The following is a 12505-nucleotide window of genomic DNA, read 5'->3' on the forward strand; positions in this document are numbered from 1 at the left end:
AAACCAATTTACTTCTTGTGATTACAGGCTTCGTAGTGAGGGAACTTTAGCCCTCTCCGGCTAGGCGTTGAAGCACTAAAGTGCTCACTACAAACCAATTTACTTCTTGTGATTACAGGCTTCGTAGTGAGGGAACCTTAGCCCTCTCCGGCTAGGCGTTGAAGCACTAAAGTGCTCACTACAAACCAATTTACATCACTAACTGCTTTGTTCGGGAATGGTGATATCTAACGATGTAACATTGTTCGACAGACTGGTTAAGGGAGGCTGAATCGCATCCGTATTCCCAACGACTAATGTAACCAGTTGATTGGGTTGGAGATATTTTTGCGCCACCCGTTGCACATCTTCAATTGTCGTCTCTTTCACCTTCTGCTGATAGCGGAAAAGAAAATCTTCGGGGTACCCATAATATTCATACCGCATCAGCCGCGATAAGGTTTGGCTGGGATCTTGGAAGTTAAACACAAATGAGTTCAAAACTTGGTCTTTAGCAGACTCAAGTTCTTCCGGGGTGACAGGCGTGGTGCGGATTTTCTCTATTTCTGAACGAATCGCTTGAATCAAGGATACAGTAGCTTCGGAACGAGTTTGTCCACCCGCAACAAACATCCCAGGATAGTCATGGCGAGGACTCCAGAAGCCATAGACGGAATAGGCTAACCCTTGGCGCGATCGCACTTCATTAAATAACCGCCCGCCAAACCCGTTGAGGATTTGATTCATCACATCCAACGCCGGATAATCAGGGTTATCAAATTCTCCGCCAATATGCCCCAGATACACATAACTTTGGGTGAGTTGAGCCTGATTCACGACAAATAAACCCTCTTCCTTTGCCTGAGACGCAGAGGGTACCGTTATCTCTGGGGGAGGTGATGAGAGGTTCCAGGTACCAAACTTCTCCTGAATCCGCGATCGCATCTCATCGGAATCAAAATCTCCCACGATACCCAAAATCATCCGTTCGGGATGGAAGTAGTTCTGATAAAATTCCACCACATCGTCACGGGAGATATTGGCTAGCGTCTCATATTCAATAGTGCGGGCATAGGGACTCTGATCCCCATAAATCAGTTTAGTAAATTCGCGACTGGCAATATCTTTAGGATCATCATTGCGACGGGCAATTTGTCCCGCTTGTTGCTTTTTCGCCAACTCCAGCTTATCTTCGGCAAAGGCAGGCTTTTGAATTACCTCAGCAAATAAGTCAAACACCATATCCACATCTTCGCTGAGGGCATTGAAACTGGCGCTACCACTTGACGTGCTAATCCCTGTTTCCACAGACGCCGCCCGTTGTTCGAGTAACTGATTTAGTTCATCCGGCGAATGTTCTGTTGTCCCGCCTGTGCGGATGACTTCTCCGGTAATATTGGCTAAGCCAACCTGATCAGGGGGTTCAAGGCGATCGCCTGTCCGAATCATCGCGGTTCCACTCACCAAGGGCAATTCGTGGTCTTCCATTAAGTAGACAACGATGCCATTATCCAGTTGATAGCGAGTATACTCCGGGATCTGAATTTCTGACAGAGGCGGAAAGGTTAACTCGGTATAATGCTTCGCCGTAGCCGCCACAGCAGGCGTGCGCGATACGACAACCAACAGAATTGTGGCAACCAGTAATCCACACCAGCGCCAGACTTTTCGACGGAATCTGTTCAATGTAAGATTGCTCATTAGATAAGTAGAGGGGAAAAATTAAAGTTAACGGCTCTTATTGTCATTGGTCATTGGTGCTTATGTCTTATGTAAGGGTTTGAGGAATATAGCAGCTACCTTGGCAGGTTAGGACATTCTTTACTGTTCCCTGTTCGCTATTGCCTATTGCCTATTCCCTGACATAAGACATAAGACTATTGACTTGATAGCAATCGTCCAATGGTGCGATTGTCGGGTGTAAACGTGGCTTGAGCCACCCGTTGGATATCAGCCGGTGTAACTTTGGCGATTGCCTGGAGTTCATTAAACAGATTGCGCCAGTCGCCTGTTTTCACCTGATATTCCACTAAATTACGTGCCATTCCCATATTAGAATCGAGCGATCGCAATAAGCCAGCACGGGCTTGAGTTTTCACTCGTTCTAACTCTTGGGCTGAAACGGGTTCGGTTTTGAGTTGCTCAATTTCTTCTCGCAGGGCTGTCGCGACTTCTTCAACACTGTGTCCTGGTGCAGTTAGGGCATATAACAGCATCAGATTGGGATACTTATCTCCCGGAAACCCGCTAAATCCGGCAGCGGAGAGGGCGACTTGTTTTTCTTGAACCAACGATTCATACAGGCGAGAGGTGCGACCATCGCTGAGTAAACGCCCGATAATTTCATACACTACATGGTCAGGATGGGTACGAGAGGGTCGATGGTATCCTTCTAAATACCAGGGTTGAGACTGTAGTTCCAACGTCACCTCCCGCGTTTGTTGCTGGGGAGGTTCGACAATGCTGACTTCAGAGGCGGCGGGTTTTGCTTCATAGCGTCCGAAGTACGTTTGAGCCAACTCTTTAACCTCATCGGGATCAACATCACCCACTACCGCCATGGTTAATTCACTGGGAACATAGTGGGTTTCAAAGAATTGTCGCACATCGTCGCGAGTCAGGTTGCGGATGTCTTCGTCATACCCAATCACAGGACGCCGATAGGGATGGACTTGGAACGCGGTATCCAGAAACGCCTCGATCATTTGACCGATGGGCGAGTTGTCGGTTCGCAGACGCCGTTCTTCCAGAATCACCTCTTGTTCTTTGTAAAATTCCCGAAACACGGGTTCCAGGAAGCGTTCCGACTCCAAAGACATCCACAGTTCCAGTTTGTTGGAGGGGAAGCTGTAGAAATAAACCGTCGCATCGGCGGAGGTAGCGGCATTTAACCCCACACCTCCCGCTTGTTCAACGATTTGACCAAACTCATTTTGCTTGACCAAGCTAGCGGCTTGGGCTTCAACTTGGGCAAACTCCTCTTTTAATTCGGCAACCTTTGCCTCGTTCCCAGCTTTTTTCGCGGCTTTAATTTGTGCCGCTAACTGATCCAAGCGGTTTAACAGGGGTTTTTCTGCCTGATAATTTCGAGTGCCGATTTGGTTGGTTCCCTTAAAGGCTAAATGTTCCAGAAAGTGAGCCACACCCGTTTTGCCTACAGGTTCATCAACGCCACCAACATCAGCATAGGTGGCAAAGGAGACAACGGGGGCTTGATGGCGTTCTAGAACGATAAACTTCATCCCATTATCCAGGCTAAACTCCGTCACCTGGTCAAGGACGCCATCCAAGTAAGGTTGGATTGATTGGGCGTTCGTTGGTGGGGTTTCGCTGCGAGCCAAAGCCCCCAACGGGATACTACTCCATACTAGAGTTGCGACTAAGAACGCTCCTAGGATGGAGCGCCAGGGGTATTTTCTCAAGTGAACAGTCCAATGCAGAAAACGCAAAATAGATCGATTCTTTGTCATTTGTCATTCATCATTCATCATTTGTCATTTGTCATTTGTCATTTGTCATACTCGCTCCCTTGAGAAGCAAGCTACGTCATTTGTCATTTTTAATGTTCTGGGTTAGGGGAGGCAAAATATCATAGGACGGACTTTATCTAGTTTAGCTTCCCCATCTCCCTCATCTTCCCCATCTTCCCCTACCATGCGGCTTGTCGTTCATGACAACTAACTTTTTGTAAATTTTCACCCGTTTGGGGGAAGAAATAACCTAGTGTAAAATACGTCTGATCTTAAAGGCGTGCCTTTTCTGGCATAGATAACCTGTCGCCCATAACCCTTGCAGCTCATTTTGGAGTCCAATGCGAATCTTACACCAGCCCCCTCAATCAGAAACAGAGACAAAGCAGCGTATCCTAGATGCTGCCCAACGTTTATTTGCCAGTCGCGGCTATAACGGGACAACAACCCGTGACTTAGCGGCAAAAGCGGGTGTCGCTGAAGGGACTCTATTTCGCCATTTTGAGAATAAGAAAGCCATATTAGTCGAGGTGGCGACTCAAGGATGGGTGGAATTGCTCACGGATTTGCTGACGGAATTGAGCGAAATGGGGAGTTATAAAGCCGTGGCGCAGGTGATGCGGCGGCGGATGATGCGGATGCATGAAAATGCGGATATGATGCGGGTTTGTTTTATGGAAGCCCAGTTTCACCCCGATTTACGCGATCGCATCCAGTCAGAAGTCATTGCTAAAATGTCCGATGTGGCAGAAGCGTTCTTTGAAACAGCAATGGAGCGGGGGATCTATCGGCGGACTAACCCCAAGGTTGTAGCCAGGGTATTTTTAGGCATGTTTGCTGTGGCGGGGTTTAGCGACGAGACGATTATGGAACCAGGAGCCTCCCTCAAAGATGTGCAAGACATGGCAGAAGGCATTGCTGATATTTTCCTCAATGGTGTGTTAGCGAAGGACTAGGTATTAAGCATTAGGGAGAACGCTTGTCAATACTCGTTATACCAAGTTGCAGTCTAATAGAATTTCAAGATTTATAACTCTTGCCCACCCTACAACTACTGGCTGGTATACTCGTTGGAGTTTTCTGTGATGACTTCCTATGTCATTGAAGTGACTGACTTAGCCGTTGAAGAACTTAGGGCAATTCGTGCTTTTGATCGTCGCCCAATCCTTGATGCAATTCGCCAGCAACTCACCCATGAACCCACAGTGATAACAAGGAATCGCAAACGCCTTGAGCCTTTAGTACCCAGGTTTGAGACAGTTCCCCCCATTTGGGAATTGCGGGTGGGAGAGTATCGAGTCTTCTATGATGTAGATGAGGACGGAAAAATCGTTTACGTTCGAGCTGTTCGCCGGAAATCACCGGGACAAACTACAGAGGAGATCGTGGGATGAGACAGTTAACCCTAGAACAACTTTCTGAACAATTACAGGATTATGTGCGAAATGCTCAGGAGGAACAGATCCTGATTACCCAAAACGGTAAACCCATTGCCCTTTTTTTAGGATTGACAAACGTTGATCCGGAGCAATTGAATCTGCAACTCTCAGCAGAATTTTGGCAAATGATTAGTGATCGACGCCAACGTGCCACTATACCTTTGACAGAAGTAGAGGCAATGTTTTAGTCACCTGGATAGGTTGGGTTGAACGACGTTAAACAAAAATGGAATTAGATTTTCTGAGATTCTTTGATGCTTGTGATCCGAGTAAAACTCTCGCGATCGCGAATCCTGAAGATCGTCAGTATTATATTGATTTTGCCTCAGTTCGGGGCGGTAAGATTATTGAGGCACTCTCACGGACGATTGTTTTGCGCTCCCGTCTCAATCAACCCACCTGTCAGTTGTTTACGGGACATATTGGCTGTGGTAAGTCTACAGAGTTACGCCGCTTACAAGCTGACTTAGAGGGACAAGGCTTTCATGTCGTCTATTTTGAGTCTACCCAAGACTTGGATATGACGGATGTGGATATTACTGATATTTTACTCGCGATCGCCCGTCAGGTGAGTGAAAGTCTGGAAACTGTAGGGATTAAGCTTAAACCGGGATATTTTCGCGATCGCTTTCAGGAGATTGCGGATTTTCTGCAAACCCCGATCGAGTTATCCCTGGAGGCGGGATTCTCGTTACCGGGAAGTCTGGCTAAACTCACAGCCAAAACCAAAGAAAGTCCCCAGCTTCGTAGTCGCTTGCGGCAATATTTAGAACCGCGTACCAGTGGGATTCTTGAGTCTTTGAATCAGGAAATCTTAGCCCGGGCAACGGAGGAGTTGAAACGCCAAGGAAAACGGGGATTAGTGGTTATTGTAGATAATTTAGATCGGGTTCAGGATCGGCGCAATGATTCCGGACGGACTCAACCCGAATATCTATTTGTGGATCGGGGTGAACAGTTAGGGAAACTCAACTGCCATCTTGTTTATACTATCCCATTGGCGTTGATTTTCTCCAATGATTATCAGGCTTTAACCAATCGGTTTGGTGGGGGAATCGCGCCGCAAATCTTGCCGATGGTGCCGATTCAGTTACGGGATGGGAGGGATTGTGATCAAGGAATTGCCCTGTTACAGCAGTTGATTTTAGCCCGGGCGTTTCCAGAGGTAGCACCGGAGGAACGGTTGAATTTAGTCACTCAAATCTTTGATCATCAGGATACTTTAGACCGTTTATGTCGCATTAGTGGCGGTCATGTGCGAAACTTATTAGGGATGCTGTTTCGCTGTTTGCAGGAACAAGATCCGCCGATCTGCCGCGATACTGTAGAGATGGCGATTCGGGAATATCGGGATAGTTTAGTCTTAGGGATTACCGATGATGAGTGGGAGTTACTGCGGCGGGTAAACCAAGAGCAACGGGTGAGTGGGGAGGATGGACATAAAACATTATTACGCAGTTTATTTGTGTTTGAATATCGCGATTCCCAAGGGCGATGGTTTGGCGTGAATCCAGTTTTGTTAGAAACCCGCCAATTGTAGAGACGCGCCATGGCGCGTCTGGAACAGTTACCGTAGGGTGGGCAATAACAACTAAGATAATATAAGTAGTTCCAGGTTGATCACTCTTGCCTACCCTACAACTACACTCATACAGTTACCGTAGGGTGGGCAATATACAACCAAGATAATCCAATGAGTCCCAGGTTTATAACTTTTGCCCACCCTACAACCGTTACGAATCAACCCCGAAGGTTATGACTGATTCCGATTATCCCGAAGCAGCGACACCTGATAATTCGCGATCGCTGAATACATTAATTCGGGCGATTACCCTATCCAGTGGGCGGCGGTTTTCGCTGATTTTTGTCCGCTGTAATTATCGGGAATTACAGGAGCAGATTTGCCAAGACTTGCATCAGCACTGTGGGGTAGAGATTCGAGAATTGGTGTTATCGCCGTCAACGAATACCCTCTACGGTGCGATTAAAACTGAAGTTGGAGATGAGCCGTTATCGGCGTTAATGATTTTGGGGTTGGAGAATGTTACAGATTTAGATAATCTCCTCCTAGCCACCAATCACATTCGGGAGGAATTTCGGAAAAACTTTAAGTTTCCCTTGGTTATTTGGGTGACGGATGAGGTATTGAAACAGTTTGTCCGGTTAATACCGGATTTCTATAATTGGGGTGCTCCGCCTATTTCCTTTTTTTTAACTTCAGCGGCGTTGATTGAGTTTCTAAATCGGGGGGTAGAGGCGGTATTTGCTCAGGAGTCGGTGGCGAGTTCAGAATTAGAATTAGCGCGGCAGGATTTACAAGGGCGAGGTGAAGAAGTCGGGGCGGATTTAGCGGCAGGGTTAGAGTTTGTTTGGGGCAGGGAGGCTTATTTTCAGGATAACCTAGATGACGCCATTGCCCATTATCAACGGAGTCTTTCACTGGGGGAATCACCGCCCAACCAGCATCCTGAACGGAAAGGGATGATCTGGGTTCACTTGGGTTTATGTTCTTGGCGTCAAGCCGAGTTGAATCGGGCGGAAAAACGCCGCTATTGGCAGGAGGCGAGGGATTATTTTCACCAGGGATTAGCCGTATTTGAGGGAGTGGAACGTCCGGATTTAGTGGCGCGGTTTATCGGGGAGTTGGGGGAAGTTTTACAACGGTTAGAAGCGTGGGATAGGTTACAGGAATTAGCGGAAAAGGGGTTAAGGTTACATCACGTTTATGGAAGTGAGCGACAACAGGCGCGGGATTATGGCTTTTTAGCAGAAGTGGCGCTGGCGCGAGGGAATTGGCAGGAGGCAAAACGATTGGCAAATCAGGCATTACAATGTAGAGACGCGCCATGGCGCGTCTCTACCAATGTACCGGATCAGGGACATAGTTTATATCTATTCCTCTTAGCTAAAGCCCAGCAAGGATTAAATCAAATTCCGTCCGCGATTGAGACATTGGAACGGGTGAGAGTTGAAACCCATCCCCAGGATAATCCCCAGGTTTATAGTGATAGTTTAAAGGAACTGCAACGGCTCTATTTTAATCAGCAGGAGTATTTAAAGGCATTTGCGATTAAGCAAGAACAAGGATTAGTTGAAAGTCAGTTAGGCTTACGGGCATTTATTGGCGCGAGTCGTCTGCAACCCTTACCGGGAGAGTCTCAGGATAAGGTGGCGTTGGAGATTACGGCGTCGGGAAGAGGGCGGGATGTGGAGCGTTTAATCGGTAGAATTGCCCGTGATGATTGTAAGTTAACCGTAATTCATGGGCAATCGGGTGTGGGGAAAAGTTCGATTGTGAATGGGGGATTGGTGCCAGCGTTACGGCAGAAGCAAATGGTGAAGGGGTTGGATGTTTTACCGATTCCTGTGCGAGTTTATACGAATTGGGTGGAAGAGTTGGGGCGGTTGTTGGTAGCGGGGGAAACCTCTCCCCCAACCCCTCTTTTACGAGGAGAAGAAACCTCTCCCCCAGCCCCTCTCCTACGAGGAGAGGGGGGCAAGATTTCTAGAAATACTTTTAGTAATACTCCTCTAAATACTCCCAGCAATCCTCCTCTAAATACTCCCCCTTCCCTGGCAGGGAAGGGGGCTGGGGGGTTAGGTCTCGTCCTCGAACAACTACAACAAAATGAACAGCGCCATCGGTTAGTGGTATTGATTTTTGATCAGTTTGAGGAGTTCTTCTTTGTTTGTCAGGATACCGCCACGAGAAAACCCTTTTTTGAGTTCCTCAGTGATTGTCTGAATCTCCCCTATCTGAAAGTTATTTTATCCCTGCGGGAAGACTATCTCCATTATCTGTTGGAGTGTGAACGTCTGGCGCGGATTGATGTAATTAATAATGATATTCTGAATAAAAGTAATCGCTATGAGTTGGGGGATTTTGCGCCAGAGGATGCCCAGGGGATTATTGAACAGTTGACGGCGCGTTCTCAGTTTCATCTGGAGTCGGAATTAGTTGAGCAGTTGGTGCAGGATTTGGCGGAAGATACGGGCAAGGTGCGCCCGATTGAGTTGCAAATTGTTGGGGCGCAATTGCAAGCCGAGGAGATAACGACGCTGGCTGAGTATCGCCAACGGGGGACAAAGGATGAGTTGGTGAAGCGGTATGTAGAAGCGGTGATTCAGGATTGTGGGACAGAGAATCAACGAGTTGGGGAGTTGGTGTTGTATTTGTTGACGGATGAGAAGAATACTCGTCCCCTGAAGACTCGCGCGGATTTGGTATCGGAGTTAACCGCTTTACCCTTAGATGGGGTGATGGAGAGTCAGCAGTTGGAGTTGGCGCTGAAGATTTTTGTCGATTCTGGGTTGGTGGTGGAAGTGCCGGAAAAGCCAGAGGATAGATATCAGTTAGTGCATGATTATTTAGTTGAGTTGATTCGCCAGCAAGAAGGGTTTGGCATTGTTGCCGAATTAAAGGCGGAACGGGAGAAACGGCGGCGGAGTGAGGCACAGTTAAAGGTTGTTGAAAAGACTAAGAAGCAGATTGTGCGCGGTGGCGTGGCGGTGGTGGCGAGTCTCTCGGCATTGGCAGTTGGGATGATTGTTTTAGCGTCGAGAGCGAATCAAAATTTTAATCTTGCTAATCGAAAATTAGAGAATGCACAGGCAGATTTAACCCAAGTCAAAGAGAGTGAAGAAATTGCTAAAAACGAGATAAAAAAAATTACTAATGAAGTTAATACGGCAACTCGGCAACTCGAAGCAGCCAATAAGAAAAGACAAGCAGCGGAACAGCAATTTAAGGATACTCAACTGAAACTCACGGACGCGACTAAAAAAGAACAAGAGGCGAAGAAAGTCGCCGCCGCAACTGTTCAACAGGCTCAACAGGCAGAACGAGAGGTCAAGAAAGCCCAGGAACGGGAAAAACTCGCCAATGCCAATGTGAATCAGGCACAGAAAGAATTAGCCGCAGCGCAGGCGGAACGGGATAGAGTCAATCGAGAAGCTGAGGCGAAGATTCAGGATGCAGGGGAACGGGTGGCTAATGCGAGGCAAAGAGAACAGGAGGCAAATCAGAAAGTACAAGAAGCTCAAATTGCCTTAAACCAAGCCAAAGCTGAACGGGAAGAAGCTCAGGCAGGGACTCGGCTAGAACGAGCAGGTGTGGCGGCGATTAAACAATTTGAATATCAGAGTATCGAAGCGTTGATGACAGCGATGGAAGCGGGGCAAGAGTTGAAAGAATTAGTCAAAGATGGTCGCTCCTTAGAAGAGTATCCTGCGGCTAGCCCATTGTTAGCGTTACAGACAATCTTAGATAATATTTGGGAGCGCAATCAACTCCAGCATCAGGGTCGGGTCAATGCCGTAGCCTTCAGCCCCGATGGCAAGCAACTCCTGACTAGCTCTTTTGACGGAACTGCCCGCCTCTGGGATAACCAGGGCAATTTAATCAAAGAATTAACCGGGCATCAGGATTCGGTCATTGCCGTAGCCATAAGCCCCGATGGCAAGCAACTCCTGACTGGCTCAGGAGACAACACCGCCCGCCTGTGGGACAACCAGGGCAATTTAATTAACGAATTAACCGGGCATCAGAATTTGGTCATTGCTGTAGCCTTCAGCCTCGATGGCAAGCAAATCCTGACTGGCTCAGGAGACTACACCGCCCGCCTGTGGGATAACCAGGGCAATTTAATTGAGGAATTAACCGGGCATCAGGGTCAGGTCTGGGATGTAGCCTTCAGCCCCGATGGTAAGCAAATCCTAACTGGATCATTTGACGGAACTGCCCGCCTGTGGGATAACCAGGGCAATTTAATTGAGGAATTAACCGGGCATCAGGGTTGGGTCTTTGCTGTAGACTTCAGCCCCGACGGCAAGCAAATCCTGACTGGCTCATTAGACAACACTGGCTCCTGGGACAACACCGCCCGCCTGTGGGACAACCAGGGCAATTTAATTAAAGAATTAACCGGGCATCAGGGTGGGATCAATGCTGTAGGTTTCAGCCCCGATGGTCAGCAAATCCTGACCGGCTCTTATGACCAAACCGCCCGCCTGTGGGATAATCAGGGCAATTTAATTAAAGAATTAACCGGGCATCAGGATTCGGTCATAGCTTTAGGCTTCAGCCCCGATGGTGAGCAAATCCTGACTGGCTCATTAGACAACACCGCCCGCCTGTGGGATAATCAGGGCAATTTAATTAAAGAATTAACCGGGCATCAGGGTTGGGTCTTTGCTGTAGGCTTCAGCCCCGATGGTCAGCAAATCCTGACTGGCTCCTGGGACAACACCGCCCGCCTGTGGGATAACCAGGGCAATTTAATTAAAGAATTAACCGAGCATCAGCGTGGGATCAATGCTGTAGGCTTTAGCCCCGATGGTGAGCAAATCCTGACTGGCTCCTGGGACAAAACCGCCCGCCTGTGGGATAATCAGGGCAATTTAATTAAAGAATTAACTGGGCATCAGGATTCGGTCACAGCCGTAGCCTTCAGCCCTGATGGCAGGCAAATCCTGACTGGCTCTTCTGACAAAACCGCCCGCCTGTGGGATAATCAGGGCAGTTTAATTAAAGAATTAACCGGGCATCAGGATTCGGTCATAGCCGTAGCCTTCAGCCCTGATGGCAAGCAACTCCTGACTGGCTCTTATGACAAAACTGCCCGCCTGTGGGATAACCAGGGTCAATCAATTAAAGAATTAACCGGGCATCAGGATTCGGTCATAGCCGTAGGCTTCAGCCCCGATGGTCAGCAAATCCTAACTGGCTCAGCAGACACAACCGCCCTCCTGTGGGATAACCAGGGCATTTTAATTAAAGAATTAACCGGGCATCAGGATTCAGTCATAGCTTTAGGCTTCAGCCCCGATGGTCAGAATGCTGTAGGCTTTAGCCCCGATGGTGAACAAATCCTGACTGGCTCAAGAGACAACACCGCCCGCCTCTGGGATAACCAGGGCAATTTAATTAAGGAATTAACCGGGCATCAGGGTTGGGTCATTGCTGTAAGCTTTAGCCCCGATGGTCAGCAAATCCTGACTGGCTCTTCTGACGGAACCACCCGCCTTTGGGACTTGCAAGGACGGCAGATTGCTGAATTTGCCGGATATTATGAGGCTATTAGCCCCGATTGGCGCACTATTGCCCTAAGACAAGAAGATAAAGTCGTGTTAAAGCCAGGTTACCGGGATTTAGATGAACTCTTGGCACAGGGTTGTGATTGGCTCAAGGATTATCTGGCGACGCAGAAGGAGGCGCGGGAGCGGTTGCGCGTTTGTCGAGAGTAGGAGATGGGGATTGGGGATTAGTTTAACCCGTACCGTAGGGGCGCACCGACGTGCGCCCTCAAATCCCGGCTTGCGCCTGTCATGATGTGCGCGTCCAAAACCCAGTACACCCATCTAATCCGGGTAAATCCAGACAACTGGGCGACATTCAAGATAATCAACGTGGGTGCGATCTTGAATGTAGCTAGATTAGGGCACGATATTATCCATTAGTGTCAACTTAAGCTCCACCCCTCTCCCCCAGCCCCTCTCCCACGCCGGGGAGAGGGGAGCAAGAGAGTCCGGAGAGAGTCCGGTTCCCCTTCTCCCGTGCCACAAAAACGAAGTATCCTCTGTCCTCCCCCCTGCCAAAAAAGCGAAGCATCCTCTGTC

At 48.4% G+C, this 12505-nt stretch carries 7 protein-coding genes; 5 read left to right on the forward strand and 2 right to left on the reverse strand.

The features are described from left to right. Nucleotides 1–198: 198 nt before the first annotated feature. Both RH949_RS23790 and RH949_RS23795 read right to left on the reverse strand, forming a co-directional pair. Nucleotides 199–1680, reverse strand: coding sequence for a M16 family metallopeptidase (locus tag RH949_RS23790; RefSeq protein WP_446356616.1), 1482 nt, complete (start codon nt 1678–1680; stop codon nt 199–201). Nucleotides 1681–1856: 176 nt separating this feature from the next. Beyond that, on the reverse strand, nt 1857–3449 hold the full coding sequence (locus RH949_RS23795) for a M16 family metallopeptidase (RefSeq protein WP_446356618.1): 1593 nt from the start codon (nt 3447–3449) through the stop codon (nt 1857–1859). A 341-nt stretch (nt 3450–3790) separates the two neighbouring features. Between RH949_RS23795 and RH949_RS23800 the strand changes: the two genes are divergently transcribed. From RH949_RS23800 to RH949_RS23820, 5 genes are all read left to right on the forward strand, one after another. After that, a complete protein-coding gene (locus RH949_RS23800; protein WP_006098675.1) occupies nt 3791–4405 on the forward strand; it encodes a TetR/AcrR family transcriptional regulator in 615 nt (204 codons plus the stop codon). A 129-nt stretch (nt 4406–4534) separates the two neighbouring features. Then, nucleotides 4535–4843 carry a type II toxin-antitoxin system RelE family toxin gene (locus RH949_RS23805; protein ID WP_446356620.1) on the forward strand — a complete coding sequence of 103 codons (309 nt, stop codon included), beginning with the start codon at nt 4535–4537 and terminating at the stop codon, nt 4841–4843. Beyond that, on the forward strand, nt 4840–5076 hold the full coding sequence (locus tag RH949_RS23810) for a type II toxin-antitoxin system Phd/YefM family antitoxin (protein ID WP_006098725.1): 237 nt from the start codon (nt 4840–4842) through the stop codon (nt 5074–5076). The genes RH949_RS23805 and RH949_RS23810 overlap by 4 nt, the downstream gene beginning before the upstream one ends. A 38-nt stretch (nt 5077–5114) precedes the next feature. Beyond that, nucleotides 5115–6428: a P-loop NTPase fold protein gene (locus RH949_RS23815; RefSeq protein ID WP_446356623.1), complete on the forward strand. Its 1314-nt coding sequence runs from the start codon at nt 5115–5117 to the stop codon at nt 6426–6428. 215 nt (nt 6429–6643) lie between these two features. Continuing rightward, complete coding sequence (locus RH949_RS23820; protein ID WP_446356625.1) at nt 6644–12133, forward strand: nSTAND1 domain-containing NTPase; 5490 nt, start codon at nt 6644–6646, stop codon at nt 12131–12133. The last annotated feature ends 372 nt before the right edge of the window (nt 12134–12505 follow it).

The organism is Coleofasciculus sp. A1-SPW-01, from assembly GCF_040217205.1.
In the GTDB taxonomy this organism is placed as follows: Bacteria; Cyanobacteriota; Cyanobacteriia; order Cyanobacteriales; family Coleofasciculaceae; genus Coleofasciculus; species Coleofasciculus chthonoplastes_A.